Source organism: Paenibacillus sp. GCM10028914, from assembly GCF_042666275.1.
Taxonomy (GTDB): Bacteria; Bacillota; Bacilli; order Paenibacillales; family Paenibacillaceae; genus Paenibacillus_AQ.
The window spans coordinates 283,884-301,811 of the sequence record NZ_JBHTFO010000017.1 but is presented as its reverse complement, the minus strand read 5'-3'; the positions used below and the strand labels follow the sequence as shown (position 1 = coordinate 301,811).

Sequence of the window (17,928 nt, the reverse complement as noted above, 5' to 3'; positions counted from 1 at the left end):
TCCAAAAACCGTGATGCAGCAAACGCTTCGTATCCGGTATAATAGGGTAGAGGTGAAGACATCATGCCGGAATTACCGGAAGTAGAAACGGTTAAAAGAACATTAAATCAACTGATTAAAGGAAAACATATAGATCGTGTCACTGTTAATTTACCGCGAATTATACAGCGACCTGACGATGCCGAAGCATTTGCTTTCATGCTCCAAGGCCATACCATCGAGGGGGTTGAAAGACGAGGCAAGTTTCTAAGAATCAAGCTGGACGGTTTAGTGCTTGTCTCCCACCTTCGGATGGAGGGGCGGTATGGCCTATACTCCTCTGATGAACCAGTAGAGAAGCATACACATGTTATTTTCCATTTTGATGATGGAACCGAATTGCGTTATAAGGATGTTCGTCAGTTCGGAACGATGCATCTATTCGCTTCAGGTGAGGAATTTAACAATCCTCCGCTTTCCAAGCTGGGCTTTGAACCGCTAGATGATACGTTTACGCTTGGGGAGTTCAAGAATATTATTAGCGGGAAAAAGACAAAGATCAAGGTTGTCTTGCTAAATCAGGCATACGTTGTTGGAATCGGTAATATTTATGTAGATGAGGCACTTTTCCGTGCGGGAATTCATCCCGAAAGGACGGCCAATTCACTAAATGATGCTGAATTAGAGTCTCTATATCACGCTATAATCGATACGCTGTCAGAGGCTGTTGAAGCTGGTGGATCGTCGATTAAATCTTATGTTAACGGGCAAGGAGAAATGGGCATGTTCCAGCATAGCCTGCGTATATACGGCCGGAAGAACGAGCCTTGCCACAACTGTGGCTTGCCTGTTGAGAAGACGGTTGTAGGCGGCCGAGGAACCCATTTCTGTCCACGTTGTCAACAACTTAAGCGCAAATAATAGGCGTGCACCCATCCTATCCTCTATCCATATACTATCGTACTTGGAGAACTAGCCGAAGACGTATGAACAAATTATACGCTTCTGGGCCGGAGGAGGGAAAAGGGTGCTCGGTCTAATTTTTGCACCAGTACTGCTGGCGATGGCACTAAGCTTGGATAGCTTTGGAGCTGGCGTTACATATGGGCTGCGTAAAACGAAAATCCCGTTATTGTCGGTATTCATTATTTCGGTATGTTCGGGTCTAGTACTCGGTATATCAATGCAAGCAGGGGCACTGCTTCAGCGTGTATTCTCACCTTCAATCGCTTCGATGTTAGGTGCGATCATTCTTATCGCTCTGGGAGGCTGGTCCGTTATCCAGCATATCCGTTCTTCACGTGAGCAAGTGGGTGAGCCTGAACAGATACCGCAACTAATACGTAAAACCGAACTTACAGAACATGTTGAAGGAACAGGTGAACAGCGACATACGGCTGTATTCTCATTAGAAATCCGTAAGCTCGGGCTTGTTATTCAAATATTGCGAAGTCCTTCTCGTGCAGATATGGATGACTCCGGTAGTATATCGTCGTGGGAGGCCATGTGGCTTGGTATCGCGTTATCTCTCGATGCCTTTGGTGCCGGGCTGGGCGCTGCGATGCTTGGATTCTCTCCATTACTGACTGCTGGAGTAGTCGCACTTTTTAGTGGAGTGTTTCTCGTGCTCGGTATGAGAACCGGGTTTCGGGTCGCTTCTAAAGGCGGTATGAGGTACATCTCGTATCTGCCAGCGTTATTATTAATCTTCATGGGTATAATGAAGCTGTTATGAGGTGAAAACATGAATATCGGTTTAACCGGGGGAATTGCGACAGGAAAGAGCACCGTGTCCTCCATGCTAATCCGGAAGGGAGCGCTTCTCGTCGATGCAGATATCATTGCTCGGGAGGTAATGCTCCCGGGTCATCCGGTGTTGGCAGAGGTGGCCGCACACTTTGGACAAGATATCATACTGGCAGATGGACAATTGGACAGGAAGAGGCTTGGAGAGATTATTTTTAATAATCATGAAGAGCGGCTTGCGTTAAATCGGATCACGCATCCTGCCATTCGCCAAGAGATTCGGAAACAGATGGCTGAGCATGAGGCAGCATATCCAGAACGGCTGGTCGTCGTGGATATTCCATTGTTGTACGAGTCGGAACTGCAGTCTCTTTTTGAGAAGGTTATTGTTGTTTATGTACCAAGAGAAAAGCAGCTTCAGCGTCTTATGGAACGAGATGATATTACGAAAGAGCGGGCTGAAGCCCGGTTGAACAGCCAGATGGATATTGAGCAGAAGAAGCAAATCGCAGATTATGTAATAGACAACAGTGGAACCATAGAAGAGACAAGCAAGCAGGTGGACAAGCTATGGAACAGGTTGTTTGAATTATGAAATTGGGATGGCTACGAAAAAAACGTGTTCTTCTGCCTCTGCTGATATCTTTTATCGCGGTACTCTTCTTAAATAACGTCTGGATGACATGGATTTATCCGATTTATTATAAAGAACAAATTAGGAAGCATTCTATTCATTATGAGGTTGATCCATTTCTTGTGGCTTCCATTATCCGTGTAGAAACAAACTATAAACCGGGTAAAGAGTCCAAGGTAGGAGCGCTAGGTATCATGCAGCTTATGCCTGATACAGCGCAATGGGCGATGGAAATGGCCAATCTGCCTACGGTGACCCTAGATGACCTTAAACATGAAGCGGATGCCAACATCCAGCTTGGTACTTGGTACATCAAGAAGCTTCATGAACAAATGGATGGAAATCCGATTGCTGCGATTGCTGCCTATAATGCTGGGCCAGGAAATGTTCGAAGCTGGATGAAAAAAGGACTATGGGACGGAACGTATGAGAACGTTAAAGACATCCCGGTTGGTGAAACCCGCCACTATGTACAAAGGGTCGTTTATTATTATAATCAATATACCGAGGTATATGATCATTTCTAATATTAAAAAGAGCGTTGGAGGGCTTGAATGATCAAGCCGCCCAACACTCTTTTGGATAAAGAATTAATTATTGACCGGAATATTGTCCAGCCAGTTGTTGCTCGGCCAGGGTTACCAGACGTTTGGTAATGTACCCCCCGATCGAACCGTTCTCGTAAGAAGTCATGTTACCTTGGTAACCGTCTTGTGGAATGCTGATGCCTAGTTCTTGAGCAACCTCATATTTCATTTGCTCCAGGGCACCGTTTGCACGAGGTACTACCAGGTTGTTAGAGCTTTTGCTTCCTTGTCCCATATCTGTTCACCTCCTTGAGTTGGTAAAAGTATTATGTCTCGGAATTGCAATCTTCATAACAACCAACCATACTACATTTTCTGGAAATTAGTTTGAAGACAATTAGATTAGTTCATTCGAAGGAAGTGATTAAGTTTTATGAAATGTCCATACTGCAGTCATGCTGGAACGAAGGTGCTTGATTCGCGTCCCGCTAATGAGAACAAGTCCATCCGCCGCCGTAGAGAATGCGAGCTGTGCAGTCGTCGTTTTACTACATTTGAGATGGTGGAGGAGACCCCGCTCATGGTCATTAAGAAAGATGGTAGCCGTGAGGAGTTCAGTCGGGAGAAAGTGCTGCGCGGATTAATCCGTGCTTGCGAGAAGAGACCTGTATCCGTGGATCAGCTGGATATGATCGTCTCCGAGGTGGAAAGTTCGCTTCGTAAGACAGCTGCTGCTGAGGTGGAGAGCCGCCAGATCGGTGAGCTTTTGATGGAACAACTGTACACGGTGGATGAAGTAGCCTATGTACGTTTCGCTTCCGTGTACCGCCAATTCAAAGACATCAACATGTTTATGAAAGAGCTAAAGGGTCTGCTGTCCAAAGACGCATTGCCTGACACAAATGGCTAATGTGTTCAACACCAGCACCCTTTAGGGAAAGGAGTCCTCATGGAATGGAGGGCTTTTTTTGTGTCTTAAATTGTGGTTGCACGTCATAAAATGCTGTGATATATTATTAAAGTACTGTTTTGAAAGAAACCTATATGTTATGGGGCCTTAGCTCAGCTGGGAGAGCGCATCGCTGGCAGCGATGAGGTCAGGGGTTCGATCCCCCTAGGCTCCACCAAAACAATAATTCAAACCACTTCTGTTGAGGTGGTTTTTTTGTTTTGGTGGATTGCCTAGGAGTGATGAACCCCTATGGGTCCGCCCGCGCTGACGGAGTGGATGAAGAAGCTTCTTAGAATTTGCCTCACGGAGGAGCACGGCGTCTGAATTTACCACTAAAGTATGCGGAGGATCGGCATCGTCAGCATACAATCGAGATTCATACATCCCCCTATGGGCTCGATCTTCATAATGCGCCAACATTGCTTGACAAAGGTACACGATTATTTGATCATATTAGTCAGGGAAGTGTCACTCTCGAATCAAATGAAGTAATCGAGGGAACGGGTATTATCCATGTTAAATATGCTGTGATTAAATGAATGAATTGAGTATGCTGTTGAACATATTTTTATAGGTGAAGAAAAAAGGGAACTAAGGAGGTAGTTACATGGTAGATGCATATACTAACAAAAGAATTGATACTGCTTCAAGAGTCATTAAGGCATCAGCACAAGTAATTTATCAGGCAATGTTGAAACCAGAAGCGCTCATTTTATGGCTTCCACCAGAAGGAATGTCTGCTCAAATCGATACATTTGATGCAAGGGAAGGCGGCGTTTATAATATGACTCTTATCTACGAAGGGGATGAAGAGATACAGGGAAAAACCTCAGAAAATAAAGATGTCACTGAAGGAGAATTTTTGGAGCTAATTCCAGATGAACGAATTGTTAAAACAGTTCATTTTCATTCAGAGGACACGCGATTCTCTGGTGAGATGATCCAAAAATGGCTACTAGAAGCCCATCCAGAAGGAACAAAAGTGACTGTCATTTGTGAGGATGTCCCTGAAGGGATACGAAAAGAAGATCATGACGTTGGTTTACGATCCACGTTGGAGAACCTTGCAATATTTACTGAGTGATAAAAGACTTTTTGTTAGAGTACATTTGACTAATTGAGGATTAAACTGATGGTGTGTAAATGAACATCCGTGGTAGAGCGCATCGCTGGCAGCGATGAGTTCAGGGGTTCGATCCCCCTAGGCTTGATAGAAGAAAACCCTTGAGGAATCAAGGGTTTTCTTGATGTTTTTTCAAGGATAATATGATATTGATGTTCGTCAATAATCAGGCTGAAAATTCTTGCGAAGACCAAAGGCTTGGATTATGACGTTGTCATCAACTGGCAAGTGGATCAAACGTAATACTATGTTTACGTTATATAAGTAATAGAAACGAAAGCTTAACTCCTCCCGTAGCCGTATGCACAGTTACGGGAGGTTATTTTACTGTAAAAAATAACGCAACACGTCGACGGGCGCCACGCTTATATTGTTGAAAGAAGTTTGCTGACATTCCACATCATAGAGAACCGCTCCTAGAAGGTTTCTTAGATTTTGCTCATTCCCCTCAGTGGTATAATCTGGTATGATAAATTTTGTTTTTATTTGACAATGTTCAACATATTTCATCACCATTCTACACGGACACAGAAGAGACGGGGGAAACATCATGCAAGGAAGGCAACTAGAAATTAGGTCAGGGAGAGCAGCGTGGCTGCTTAAAATGGTGTTAGCATTGGCTATTATGGTGCTTGGCCTAACGCCCTTCAACACAGATGAAGCACAGGCGGCCAGCGTCTGGACAGTATACAAGGAAGCGCAGAAGCTGGAGGCCAAGGGTAAGTATAACGAGGCAATAGCCAAATACAAGCGGATTGGACCGACATTTATAAAGGATAAAGAATTCGGTAATGCTGCTCAGATATACCGCCGGATCGGCGACTGTTATAAAGGGCTGAAGCAGTACGACAATGCGGTAGCCAACTGGGATTTGGAGGCCGAATATTCAGGGAGGGCGAACCAGACGCAGATCAGCATAGCTGCCAAGCGGAAGGCCAATCTGCTGCGCAGTACAGCAAAGCTTTTTGTGGAGCAGCCGGCTAGCCGAGGAACAACCTATGGCGGCACAAAATTTGTACCAACTAATGGCGCATTGATCGGTGCGTATGCAGAACTGGATAAGGCGGTGAACGACCCGAAGCAGGGCAAATACTTTACCGAGCAATTCCCACTCATGACGGGGAAGAAACATGCAGCCTATCTTCTATACTTCAACTATGGCAGCGATCCTTCTCTGCTGGCTAAACACTTAGAACGTGCGGCGGCTAGTGGCACGGCGCTTCAAATTGGACTGGAGCCAATCAAGGGGTTGGACCAGGTTAAGGATGATGCCTGCCTCCGAAACTTGGCGCGTACAATCGGAGATTCGGGCGTACCCGTTTTTCTGCGCTTTGCCAATGAGATGAACGGTGCCTGGGTGAAGTGGAATGGTGACCCGAAGAAATATATCGAGAAGTTTCGTCTGGTTGCAAAGGTGTTTCGGGAAGAAGCAAAGGACAATGTGGCGATGGTATGGGCGCCGGGTGCCAACCCGACGTATACGATCGAGTCCTATTATCCGGGTGACGCCTATGTGGATTGGGTCGGCGTAAGTCTGTATTCGATTTTTGACCCGTCTCTTGATCCGCTGAAACAGGGCGAAGACCGATCAAGCCATCTGGACAAGTTTGACCATATCTATCAGCTATATGCGGATCGTAAGCCGGTATTCATCTCCGAAGGCGGCGTGTCCTATATGTACCAGGAGAAACACCAGGATAAGACCAAGTGGGCGGTGTACAAGATGCAGGAGTTTTACGCTTCTCTGCCAATGGTCTATCCGAAAGTGAAGGGCGTGTTTTGGTTCGACAGCAACGGTAATGCTACGGAACGAATCAAATATTATATGCTTTCGGCCAATGACAAGCTGCTCAAGGCATACAAAAGGGCCGTTGCGAATCCGTTCTATCTGGGATCAATCGGCGAGAAATCCCCTATATCCTACAAATCGATCAACAACAGCACGATTAATGCCGGTAAGCTGAAGGTGTCTGCTTATGTAAAAACCTGGGCCCCCATGCTTTCGAAGGTCACCTATAAAATTGGTGGCCGTACGCTTGCCAGTACCTCGGCACTTCCTTGGAAGGCCGAGATTGATTTCCGTCCATACAAAGGCAAAAAGATTGAAATCGTCGTGCAAGCATACGACAACAAAGGCAAGCTGGTGACGACGCAGAAGGTGAAAGTGACGGTGAAATAACTTTTTATCGGAAAAAGAACCTTGCTTCTAAACAGGGTTCTTTTTTTATTCTACGTTTAAATAGTCGTCTTACGAAAACGTTTGAAAGTTTTTATAGGTCGTAAGCTCAGACCAGGAAAGGCACTCATCCTGCTCAATGTGTTCCGCTGCTTCTCAAGATGCATTGAGGGGGATATACTAATGGGTGGGTATATAATGGCGGATATATAAGGCGTGATATAAAGGAGGCAGACATGCTGAAAATAGAACCATTTAAGGATTTAATACAGGATGACCGCGGCAACTATTATACAGCTGTCCATGTAGAAGAAGGAAGCGTAACCCTGGTTAACGCAGCCGTCGAACGATCCTACAGGATGCTGATGGAATTTACAGAGGAATATACACGGAAATATGCGGATTACGAGCATCAGTTTATTGGGAAAATGATAATGGATTCGGTTCGGCATGATGTTGTATTCGCCATGAAGGATGACGGCCATGGCCGCCTGTATGACCTGCATGTAGTGGAGGAGAATTATCAGGTGAATTTTATCAATATGATCGAATTTTACAGGCACCCGCGTGAAGCCGGATCCATTGGTGAATGAGCGGATAAAGACCATCTGAAACTTGTTCTCTTTAGACAAATTGGCAAAAGAAAAGAGTCGTTTCATAACAGAAAATCTGTATGAAACGGCTTTTTTGTCAGGCATTCAGTTCTCCTTGACACCATATAATCAATAAAAACTTACATAATACGGTTCAAGCTTTTCACAGCTTTTTTCATGTTCCATTTATTCAATATAACCTCGCGTTGTGGTTAGAAATCTCAATACGTAAATCCCTGTAGCAAAGGCAGCAGGGATTTATACGTTTTTACAGCTTTTATTTTTTTAATGCTTGAAGCATGTCATGGATATGATAGTGCATCAGCTGTCTAGCCTGCTCCGGATGCCGCTCTTCGATGGCGATTGAGATCAGGATGTGATAGTTGGAAGCCTTGGTTCTCATATGGGGTAAAGTATTGGTTTGCTTGCGCCCCTCAGATAATAAAGGGTAGATCGATTCCATCATCCGCAGCAGGACGGGATGTTGAGCCGACTCGGCAATTAACCGGTGAAAAGCGAGATCCGTATCCAGGAATGGACCACCGTCTTCCATCTGAAGGACCATCGTGTCCGCCAGTTCTCGAAGCTGCTTGGCCTCTGTATGCGTAGCCCGTTCTGCACTTAATGCGGCCAGTTCAGGCTCAATCAATATTCGGGCCTCTAGCAGTTTGACGAGTGAAACATCTCCGAGTTCTTTCAAATTCGCGGTAGGGTCCTCCAACAATAAAGGGTCATTTCGGACATACATACCCCGGCCATGTTCAATGCTCACGTTCCCCTGACTCTCCAGTGCCCTCAACGCTTCTCTGACGGTAGTGACGCTGACCTCCAATTCTTTGGAGATTTGTTGGAGGGTGGGAAGCCTCGAACCGGGTGGCCACTCTCCCTCTACGATTTTCTTTTTTAGTAAATCTATCGTCGTTGTGAACGTATTTTTTTTCATCTTCGGCGTCCCCTGTAAGTTCATATATGGATCTATTTTAACATAGTTCCACATCACCCTGCGAATGAGATAGTGTATTGACACCCCTGTTTAAAGATAATATGATATCAACATAAACATAGTATCTATTTTGTTAAAAGAAGTCAATTTTTATACTTTAGTGCTTATTTATACGAAAATAATCTATTATTTTATGGATAAACATATTATTTCTCGATATAGATACTATCTATTTTCGTAAAGTTAAGCATGCGATCAATTGCTGAGACCTAGGAGGTTCTTCGGATGGAGGTAATAACTTTCGGCGAGTCGATGGTCCTGTTTAGTGGAGACCGGGAATTGCCGTTGGAGTATGTGCATCAGTTTCATAAACAGATGGCAGGGGCTGAATCGAATGTGGCGATTGGGCTGGCGAGATTAGGGCATTCCGCTGGCTGGTTTAGCAAACTGGGAGAGGATGCCTTTGGGCGTTACATAATGCAGAGCATCAGGGGCCAAGGTGTGGATACTTCCCGCTGTACATATACTGATGCAGCCCCAACGGCCGTGTTCTTTAAAGAGCGCAGGTCCAGCGGAAAGACGCAGGTGTACTATTATCGCCAAGGGTCTGCGGCAAGTTTGATGACTAAAGAGGATCTGGATGAGTCTTACCTGGCCCAGGCAAAGATTCTGCATGTTACCGGAATCACTCCGGCTTTGAGTGAAAGTTGTTTTGAGCTGACGATGCACGCAATGGATGTAGCAAAGCGCAATCAAGTATGCATTGTGTTCGATCCTAATATCCGGTGGAAGCTCTGGGATCGTGACACGGCAAAAACCAGACTACTTGAGATGGCAGCAAGAGCCGATTATATCCTTCCCGGATTAGATGAAGGCGAGTTCCTGACAGGGCAGCCTAGTCCTAAGGAAATAGCCGAATCTTTTCTTGAGCTTGGCGCTAAGGCAGTTGTCGTAAAGCTGGGCAAGGATGGGGCATATTATCAATCTTTGACGGAGAGAGGGCATGTGACATCCATTTCCGTTGAAGAGATCGATCCCGTAGGGGCGGGCGATGGCTTCGCTGCTGGATTCATTAGTGGGCTGCTCCGTAAGGATGATTTGCCAGTAGCCGTATCCAGAGCGAACGCTGTCGGAGCGATCGTAGTAGGCATTCAAGGTGATACCGAAGGCCTTCCCAATGAAGAAGAGCTTCAAGCGATGTTGTCTGGACAAGCCAATTATCAGAACGTTCAACGTTAAGGGGTGACGATATGAAGAAATATGAAATGTTATCGCTACTTAAGAAATCCGGTGTTGTTGCTGTTGTGCGCAGACCGCCTTATGACAAGGTAGTCCGTATTACGGACGCGCTTGTGGCGGGTGGAGTGACAGCACTGGAGATCACAGTGGATAGCGACAGGGCTTTTGAAATGATTGAGTCGTTAAACGAAAGGTACGGACACGAGGTTTTGGTCGGCGCAGGGACTGTTCTAGATGCCGAAACCGCAGTAAAGGCGATCGAAGCTGGAGCAAAGTTTATTTTCTCACCAATATTGGATGAGGAAACGATACAGACCACCATCAAACATAATGTAATTTCTATTCCAGGCGTCATGACGCCAACGGAGGTTGTGAAGGGACACCGGTATGGAGCCGACTTGCTCAAGATTTTTCCGGGTTCTTCTCTGGGTGTGAATTATATCAAAGAACTATCGGCGCCGCTGGGTCATATACCTATGATGCCGACGGGTGGAGTCACATTGGAGAATGTGGCCGAGTTCATTCGGGCGGGAGCTGTTGCGGTTGGACTTGGCAGCTCGCTGCTTGATAAGAAAGCAATGGAAGAAGAACGTTATGACGACATCACCAAACGTGCAGAGCAATTCATACAAGCAATTCATCAAGCAAGAGAACAGGGAGAGATCAACCGTGAAAATTACAAAGTTTAGTACTTATATCGTACCTCCGCGCTGGCTGTTTTTGAAAATCGAAACCGATGAAGGCATTGTGGGCTGGGGTGAACCCGTCATCGAAGGCAAGGCTCACACGGTACAAGCTGCGGTTAGTGAGTTAATGGATTTTCTGATCGGCAAAGATCCGCTACGTATTGAAGATCATTGGCAGGTCATGTATCGGAGCGGATTTTACCGCGGGGGCCCGATTCTAATGAGCGCAATTGCAGGTATTGACCAAGCATTATGGGATATCAAAGGGAAGGCGTTCAATGCCCCTGTCCATCAATTGCTTGGCGGTGCTTGCCGTGATTCCATGCGTGTATATTCTTGGATCGGCGGAGATCGACCAACCGATGTAGGCCTGGCTGCCTTGGAAAAACAGCAGGCGGGCTTTACGGCTATCAAAATGAATGCCACGGAAGAATTACAGTATATTGATAGTTATTCAAAAGTGGATCAGGTCGTAGAACGGGTAGCTGCCATTCGGAACGCGACGGGGCCGGACTTCGGGATCGGTGTTGATTTTCACGGACGCGTCCATAAACCTATGGCTAAAATATTGGCAAAAGAGCTTGAGCCTTACCGGCTTATGTTCATCGAAGAACCCGTGCTTCCGGAAAATAACGAGGCACTTCGTGAAATTGCCAATCACACCAGTACTCCGATCGCAACCGGAGAAAGGATGTACTCCCGTTGGGATTTTAAGACTCTGTTGCAAGACGGGTACGTCGATATCATTCAACCGGATTTATCACATGCTGGAGGAATAACAGAGTGCAAGAAAATTTTTGCCATGGCGGAAGCTTACGATGTTGCCGTTGCACCTCACTGCCCATTAGGGCCGATTGCGCTGGCAGCCTGCTTGCAGGTGGATGCAACGGCGCACAATGCGGTCATACAAGAGCAGAGTCTGGGGATTCATTATAATGCAGGCAACGACTTGCTGGATTATATTGTCGATCCCGGCGTGTTCTCCTATGACGACGGGTTCGTGAAAATTCCACAAGGACCGGGGTTAGGTATTACCGTTAATGAAGAGTATGTAATCCAAATGGCACAGGAAGCACCTCACCGTTGGAGAAACCCAGTTTGGAGACATCAGGACGGATCAGTGGCGGAATGGTAGATTGAATTTGCCTTATCGAACAAAATGACTCCGTAATCGGACAAGCGTCGGTATGAGAGCCCTTTCACTTCATATACAATATAACCAACCAAATGCAATTGGCGGAGAGGAGAACCACAATGATCCAGATTCCAAAATACTGGGAAGATCTGAACGTGCTTGAGCAAAACCGTGAAGCTCCCCGGGCTTACTATATTCCCTATTCAGACACGGAATCATCCCGCAAGCAAAAACGGGGAAGATCCCCATTTTATCGAACGCTAAACGGAAATTGGAAGTTTAAATATAAGGAGTCCGTTCGGCAGGTTGACGATGCATTTTACCGGGCTGATGCAGATGTCAGCGAATGGGACGACTTGATTGTTCCTTCATGCTGGCAGGTCAATGGGTACGACCAGTTACATTATACGAATGTCAATTATCCGTTTCCCTGCGATCCCCCTTATGTTCCTAACGATAATCCGGCAGGACTATATGTAAGAGAGTTCAATATCTCCAGCGCATGGGAAGCGAAAAGCAAATATATCGTTTTTGAAGGTGTGAATTCTTGCTTCTATTTGTGGGTGAACGGTATCTGGGTCGGATATAGTCAAGGCAGCCGCATGCCTGCGGAATTTGATATTTCGCCCTACGTTCATACCGGCACTAACAAAATCGCGGTGATGGTGCTGAAGTGGTGCGATGGCTCCTATATTGAAGACCAGGATTTGTGGAGATTTTCGGGGATATTCCGGGACGTGTATTTGCTTGCCCGGAATCCAGAGCATATTGTCGATGTATTCAACCGGGTCGAACTGGATCAAGATTATGAGTCCGGGACAGTTACTTGCGAGCTTACGGCCTCCGGACAAGCGGAGGCGGAGATCGAATTTATCGATGCCAACGGAGTACTGTTGCACAGTGAAACCGTTACTGTCGCCGGAAAAGGAAGCGTATCCTTTCAAATCGACCGTCCCAATCTATGGAGTGCTGAGACCCCATATCTATACAATCTATACATAACAGCGGCGGACGAGGTTCTTCATTTTGCGGTTGGGTTCAGGAAGATTGAAATCGTTGAAGGCGTCTTCAAGATTAACGGAACTGCTGTTAAGCTAAAAGGAGTCAACCGGCACGATTCCCATCCCGAGCTGGGACAAACGGTTCCGATTAATCACATGATCAAGGACCTGAAGCTAATGAAACTGCATAATATCAATACGATCCGGGCATCCCATTACCCGAATGATCCTCGTTTTTTGCAGCTGTGCAACGAATTCGGATTTTATGTCATCGATGAAGCCGATCTCGAGTGCCATGGAGTGTTTCATGCGATCGGGAATTTCAATATGCTGACCCGTCTTCCAGAATGGGAACATGTATTTGTCGAACGTGCCTCGCGCATGGTGGAGCGGGATAAGAACCATCCTTCCGTCATTATCTGGTCGATGGGGAACGAATCCGGTTATGACGTCAATCATATGGCGATGGCGAGATGGACAAAATCCAGGGACGCTTCAAGACCGGTTCATTACGAGGGTTCCGATCCACGGCACTTTGGAAGTCCGGACACGGAAGTGCTGGACATGGAAAGCCGGATGTATTCTTCGCCAGCTTACATTGAAGCGTATGCGAAGGATGAGAACAGCTCGAAGCCGATGTTCATGTGTGAGTATAGCCATGCGATGGGGAATGGACCAGGTGATTTAAAGGATTACTGGGACGTTATCTATAAGTATCCAAAGCTCATGGGCGGTTGCGTCTGGGAATGGAGCGATCATGGCATCCTGACGAAGAACGCTCAAGGCACACCGTATTATGCCTATGGTGGAGATTTCGGAGATCAGCCGAATGACGGGAACTTCTGCATCGACGGACTCGTTTCTCCCGATCGGGTTCCTCATACGGGATTGCTGGAACTCAAGAAGGTGATCGCTCCGATCCGTATTGAACAGGACGATTTGGCCGCTGGGGCTGTTCGAATTACCAATCTATACGACTTCTTAGACCTCTCGCATCTTACGCTCTACTGGAAAATTGAAAAAGAAGGCGAGCTGTACCGGCAAGGTCAATTCGTATTAAGCGGAGTTGCTCCGCATACTTCACAGCTCGTAAAGCTGGATTATGATTTGCCTGAGTTTTCGGAGGAAGCTTTCTACCTGACCGTCTCCTGCCGTTTGCGAGAAAATACACTCTGGTCTGAAGCCGGACATGAAGTGAGTTCCGAACAGTTCAGGTTGCCGGTTGAAATCCGGAAGTGTACTGATGAAAAACCCGAATTTGTTTATCAGCCGCTTCAGGTTACAGAGGCGGATGAGATAATAACGATTGAAGGTTTCGATTTCCGCCATATATTCGATCTCTATCAAGGTACCTTTACCTCCATAACAAAACATGGAGTTGAAATGATACACAAGCCTTTAGGCTTCAATATTTGGAGAGCACCGACAGATAATGACCGTAAAGTGAAGCGACAATGGATGGAAGAGGGCTATGACCTCGCGCTTCCTCATATTTATGAAGCGGTAGTAGTCGAACGGGATGAGAACTCTGTGCTAATCCGGGTCGCTTATTCGCTTGGAGCCTACATTAAACCGCCATTGCTCCACGGCGTAGCGATCTGGAGGGTTACCGGCAACGGGGAAATCAAGCTGAAGACGGAGGTTACCGTCAGAGAAGATCTGTTGTTCCTGCCCCGGTTCGGCCTGCAGGTTACGATGCCAGCGGGGGCTGAGGAAGTCGAGTATTTCGGAAACGGGCCGCATGAAAGCTATATCGACAAAAGCCAAAGCACGCTCAAAAGCAAATACCTGACGACGGTTGATGGTCTGTATACGCCGTATATCATGCCGCAAGAGAACGGTTCGCATGATAATACGGATTGGGTAATCGCGACGAACGAGCAAGGCATGGGTCTGAAATTTACGAGCAATCGACCATTCTCGTTCAACGCAAGTCACTATACGCCCGAAGATTTAACCCTGGCCCAGCATGATTACGAACTTGTCCGCCGGGATGAAACGATACTCCATCTGGATTACAAGATGAGCGGCGTAGGCTCCAATTCATGCGGACCAGAATTGCTGGAGGCTTACCGATTGGATGAGAAGCAGTTCACCTTCGAACTAAACATCATGCCTCTGTTTAAAGAAGACTAGAAAGTACTATATAATGGTGTCTCCTTTTTCGAAAGAATTAGGGGCACCATTTATTCAAATTTCAGATTTTGATATACTGTGAAGATTCGGTAACTTCACAAGTTGTATAGTAACTAACTCTTGTAGAAAGAAGACAGAAGAGGTATATCATGAAGCGTATTTTTGAGAGGATGATTACCCGCATCAGGAAAGCAGGCACCGTCAGAACGAAGCTCATGCTGGCTTTTTTCATTGTAGCCACGCTCCCGGTAGGAGCGCTTGGTTATTTTTCTTTTCACCAGTCATCCAAAGTCGTGAATTCTCAGTTCGGCAGTTACGTGCAATATGCTGTGGATCAGCTCAAGTTGCATGTCGATAGCAATTTTAAGCAAATGGATTATATCATTGGTAATATCCTATCCTATTTAATCTCTTCGTCCATCATTGTGGGGGATGAAGTCCCGAACACGTATGAGCAATATGTGGAGGAGCGGGATTTTCAGAATTACATTGCATCCTTGGAAAGCACGAATATTTTCAAGGTAGCCGTCATTACGCCTTCAGGCAGGGTGGTCGGAAATAATTACATTAACCCAGAAAGCCTATCCGCGTCCGCATCCTGGGCTGACATGTCACATTATTTCAATAAGCATGTTGTGATTCATAAACCGGATTATTACTCTACACCTGATAATGAATATATGATCAGCATGGTGGTGCCGTTAAACAAATCCTTTGGGCTGCCAGAGGGCAGCCGATTGTTAATCGATATGAAAGCGGATACAGTGCTGGGGCTAATTAAATCGTTCGAATTGGACACCAAGTCCCATCTGCAAATTACTGACGCTTCCGGAAATGTATTATTGCAAACTACGTCGGTATATGAAAGTCAGGAAGACGATAAAATATGGTCCCGCGATCTCGATACGGAGGGCTGGGTAGCAGAAGCAAGAGTTCCCCGTGACACCTTTTACGAGTCATCTTCGGTGATCTTGCGGTATTCGGTTATCTTTTCTATGCTGGCAGTTCTGCTTGGCGTTATGATGGCAAGCTTATATTCGATCCGCTTTACGATGCCTATTAAGAAATTGGCTCATTCTATGCGTCGGTTTGGAGAAGGTGACCTGCTAATCCGTACACCTGTTAAGTCGGCGGACGAGCTTGGGTTCTTAAGCGAATCGTTCAACAAAATGACGGAGCAACTCGTAGAGCTAGTTCATGAGATCAGCAGGACGGAAAAGCTGAAAAGTGACGCTGAACTGAAAACTTTACACTATCAGATCAATCCGCATCTTTTATTCAATACGTTAAATTCGATTCAATGGAAAGCCAAGCTGGCGAAGCAGCCTGAAATCCAAAAGATGCTTCAGCATCTTATCGTTGTACTGGACGGGAGCCTGAACTTCAAGCAAACACTGCTCTCTTTGCGGAAGGAACTCGAAATCGCCAAGCACTTCATTGAGATCCAGCGTTTCCGTTTTGATGACTCCTTTACCTTCCAGCTTGAGGTCCAGCCTGAGCTTGAAGACTGCCTGATTCCACGCATGGTGCTGCAGCCACTGTTGGAGAATATATTTTTCCATGGTTTTCAGGACGGGCAGGGGAACATTTGGATGAATATATTCGAGGAAAAAAATACGTTGTACATGATATTGGAAGACGATGGCGTAGGAGTTACTCAAGAGCATATGAAGTACATCGGAACCGGGCAGAAAGTGCCAGGCAAACGGGGTGGATTAGGCCTGCGGAATGTTGATGAACGGTTAAAGCTTCATTACGGGGATACCTATGGACTATCGATAGAATCAATCAGAAATCAAGGAACGAAGGTGACACTGAGATGGCCAAAGACTATGGAAACCCATTCCCTCTCAAAGTATTGATTGTAGATGACGAGCAACTGGTGAGGAAAGGGCTGAGGATGACAATTGATTGGGAACAGCATCATATGACCGTCGTGGATGATGCTCCGAACGGCAGGATTGGTTGGCAGAAATTTTTGGAGCATCGACCCCATTTGGTGATTACAGATATCGTGATGCCTGAAATGAACGGGATCGAGCTGGTGCAGAACATTAGAAAAGAAGCTCCCGATACGGCGATTCTGTTCCTGAGCTGTCACCGGGATTTTAACTATGCCAAGCTCGGTATTCAGTTGAACGTTGAAGATTATATCGTCAAGACGGATATGGACGACGATCATATCAATGCTTCCTTGAACCTGATTTATCGCAAATATATGGAGCCTGCGAGAGAAAATAGGGTCACTCCGGAACCGGAAGTAAAGTCGCCAGATGCGGTGAAGAAGTCCATAAATCAATGGCTGGGCAAGCAGAGTTACTCGGCTAAGGATTTTCTGCTAAAGAGACTTCGTACGGAGTGGAAGTGGATGTTGTCCTATTCCTATCTGATCCACATCTATCAATCCGGGGAGGCATCAGGTCCGCTAGAAGAATTGCTCAGTCCCTGGAAGGATTTTCCCGAGAGTTATTCTGACTGTCTGAAATTGCTGGAATTCGACGGGGATTCTGCATTTCTAGCTTGCAGTCCGGAAGTTCTAGATTATGGCTTGGCCAAGTTAGTAGAGATGAAAATAAATCATCGTGATCTGGAGTGGCGTCAAAGTAGGCCCATTTCGAGTACTGAAAGTTGGCTGGATTCCTTGAGTCGGCTGCATCGCATCCGTCAGGTGGAACAGAGCACCAGACTGTTCCGTACAGCCCATAAAGAAGATATTATTCAAGCGATTGACTTCATTGAAGAGCATCTGGACCAGGATATTCGGGCTGCAGATGTGGCTGCGAAGATTGGAGTCAGCCGCAGCTATTTCAGCACGATTTTTAAAGAGGCTACCGGCTGCAGCATCATCTCATTTATTTCTGAACGGAAGCTGAGACGGGCTAAAGAACTGCTGAGCGTGACCTCGATTCGTACGGAAGAGGTTGCGGAAAAAGTCGGGATTCAAGATGTGAAGTATTTTTCCAAATGGTTCAAGAAACAGGCGGAGATTACACCAGTTCAATATCGAATGCTAACAAAATGACGACTAAATCAAACAAATAGACACCGTTGCCCGGCT

17 protein-coding genes and 1 tRNA gene are annotated in these 17,928 nt (G+C 46.2%); 16 read left to right on the top strand and 2 right to left on the bottom strand.

Translation table 11 applies throughout. The features are described 5' to 3' along the window. Window positions 1–63 precede the first annotated feature (63 nt). The 4 genes from mutM to ACFQV5_RS18830 all read left to right on the top strand — a co-directional run bounded on the left by mutM (window position 64) and on the right by ACFQV5_RS18830 (window position 2,886). Window positions 64–900: a DNA-formamidopyrimidine glycosylase gene (gene mutM / locus ACFQV5_RS18845; protein WP_379248909.1), complete on the top strand. Its 837-nt coding sequence runs from the start codon at window positions 64–66 to the stop codon at window positions 898–900. Window positions 901–1,042: 142 nt separating this feature from the next. Continuing rightward, complete coding sequence (locus ACFQV5_RS18840) at window positions 1,043–1,714, top strand: MntP/YtaF family protein (RefSeq protein WP_379249446.1); 672 nt, start codon at window positions 1,043–1,045, stop codon at window positions 1,712–1,714. A 9-nt stretch (window positions 1,715–1,723) separates the two neighbouring features. Beyond that, entirely contained in the window at window positions 1,724–2,320 is a 597-nt protein-coding gene (coaE, locus tag ACFQV5_RS18835; protein ID WP_379248908.1) for a dephospho-CoA kinase, read from the top strand. Window positions 2,321–2,322: 2 nt separating this feature from the next. After that, complete coding sequence (locus ACFQV5_RS18830; protein ID WP_379249444.1) at window positions 2,323–2,886, top strand: lytic transglycosylase domain-containing protein; 564 nt, start codon at window positions 2,323–2,325, stop codon at window positions 2,884–2,886. A gap of 67 nt (window positions 2,887–2,953) precedes the next feature. Here ACFQV5_RS18830 and ACFQV5_RS18825 read toward each other — a convergent pair whose 3' ends face one another. Continuing rightward, window positions 2,954–3,181 carry an alpha/beta-type small acid-soluble spore protein gene (locus ACFQV5_RS18825; protein WP_379248907.1) on the bottom strand — a complete coding sequence of 76 codons (228 nt, stop codon included), beginning with the start codon at window positions 3,179–3,181 and terminating at the stop codon, window positions 2,954–2,956. 138 nt (window positions 3,182–3,319) lie between these two features. On the opposite strand from ACFQV5_RS18825, the gene nrdR reads away from it, so the two are divergent. From nrdR to ACFQV5_RS18795, 6 genes are all read left to right on the top strand, one after another. Beyond that, complete coding sequence (nrdR, locus tag ACFQV5_RS18820; protein WP_379248906.1) at window positions 3,320–3,796, top strand: transcriptional regulator NrdR; 477 nt, start codon at window positions 3,320–3,322, stop codon at window positions 3,794–3,796. Window positions 3,797–3,937: 141 nt separating this feature from the next. Then, window positions 3,938–4,013, top strand: a tRNA-Ala gene (locus ACFQV5_RS18815). A gap of 121 nt (window positions 4,014–4,134) precedes the next feature. Continuing rightward, window positions 4,135–4,377, top strand: coding sequence for a hypothetical protein (locus ACFQV5_RS18810; protein WP_379248905.1), 243 nt, complete (start codon window positions 4,135–4,137; stop codon window positions 4,375–4,377). Between the two features lie 68 nt (window positions 4,378–4,445). Next, complete coding sequence (locus ACFQV5_RS18805; RefSeq protein WP_379248904.1) at window positions 4,446–4,922, top strand: SRPBCC domain-containing protein; 477 nt, start codon at window positions 4,446–4,448, stop codon at window positions 4,920–4,922. Window positions 4,923–5,511: 589 nt separating this feature from the next. Next, on the top strand, window positions 5,512–7,140 hold the full coding sequence (locus tag ACFQV5_RS18800; RefSeq protein ID WP_379248903.1) for a glycosyl hydrolase: 1,629 nt from the start codon (window positions 5,512–5,514) through the stop codon (window positions 7,138–7,140). Window positions 7,141–7,373: 233 nt separating this feature from the next. Next, window positions 7,374–7,730, top strand: a complete 357-nt coding sequence (locus tag ACFQV5_RS18795) for a hypothetical protein (RefSeq protein ID WP_379248902.1) — start codon at window positions 7,374–7,376, stop codon at window positions 7,728–7,730. A gap of 277 nt (window positions 7,731–8,007) precedes the next feature. On the opposite strand, the gene ACFQV5_RS18790 is transcribed toward ACFQV5_RS18795, so the two are convergent. Continuing rightward, window positions 8,008–8,673 (bottom strand): FadR/GntR family transcriptional regulator, encoded by a 666-nt coding sequence (locus ACFQV5_RS18790; protein WP_379248901.1) that lies wholly within the window; start codon window positions 8,671–8,673, stop codon window positions 8,008–8,010. Window positions 8,674–8,958: 285 nt separating this feature from the next. Here ACFQV5_RS18790 and ACFQV5_RS18785 point away from each other — a divergent pair, with 285 nt between their 5' ends. The 6 genes from ACFQV5_RS18785 to ACFQV5_RS18760 all read left to right on the top strand — a co-directional run bounded on the left by ACFQV5_RS18785 (window position 8,959) and on the right by ACFQV5_RS18760 (window position 17,892). Further along, window positions 8,959–9,912: a sugar kinase gene (locus ACFQV5_RS18785; RefSeq protein WP_379248900.1), complete on the top strand. Its 954-nt coding sequence runs from the start codon at window positions 8,959–8,961 to the stop codon at window positions 9,910–9,912. An 11-nt stretch (window positions 9,913–9,923) separates the two neighbouring features. Beyond that, a complete protein-coding gene (locus ACFQV5_RS18780; protein WP_379248899.1) occupies window positions 9,924–10,601 on the top strand; it encodes a bifunctional 4-hydroxy-2-oxoglutarate aldolase/2-dehydro-3-deoxy-phosphogluconate aldolase in 678 nt (225 codons plus the stop codon). Next, window positions 10,582–11,733 (top strand): galactonate dehydratase, encoded by a 1,152-nt coding sequence (gene dgoD, locus ACFQV5_RS18775; RefSeq protein WP_379248898.1) that lies wholly within the window; start codon window positions 10,582–10,584, stop codon window positions 11,731–11,733. The genes ACFQV5_RS18780 and dgoD overlap by 20 nt, the downstream gene beginning before the upstream one ends. Before the next feature lie 119 nt (window positions 11,734–11,852). Then, the gene (locus ACFQV5_RS18770; RefSeq protein WP_379248897.1) at window positions 11,853–14,870 is read left to right on the top strand and encodes a glycoside hydrolase family 2 TIM barrel-domain containing protein; all 3,018 of its coding nucleotides are present in this window, start codon (window positions 11,853–11,855) and stop codon (window positions 14,868–14,870) included. 149 nt (window positions 14,871–15,019) lie between these two features. Beyond that, entirely contained in the window at window positions 15,020–16,732 is a 1,713-nt protein-coding gene (locus ACFQV5_RS18765) for a cache domain-containing sensor histidine kinase (protein WP_379248896.1), read from the top strand. Further along, window positions 16,690–17,892, top strand: a complete 1,203-nt coding sequence (locus tag ACFQV5_RS18760) for a response regulator (RefSeq protein WP_379248895.1) — start codon at window positions 16,690–16,692, stop codon at window positions 17,890–17,892. The genes ACFQV5_RS18765 and ACFQV5_RS18760 overlap by 43 nt, the downstream gene beginning before the upstream one ends. Window positions 17,893–17,928 lie beyond the last annotated feature (36 nt).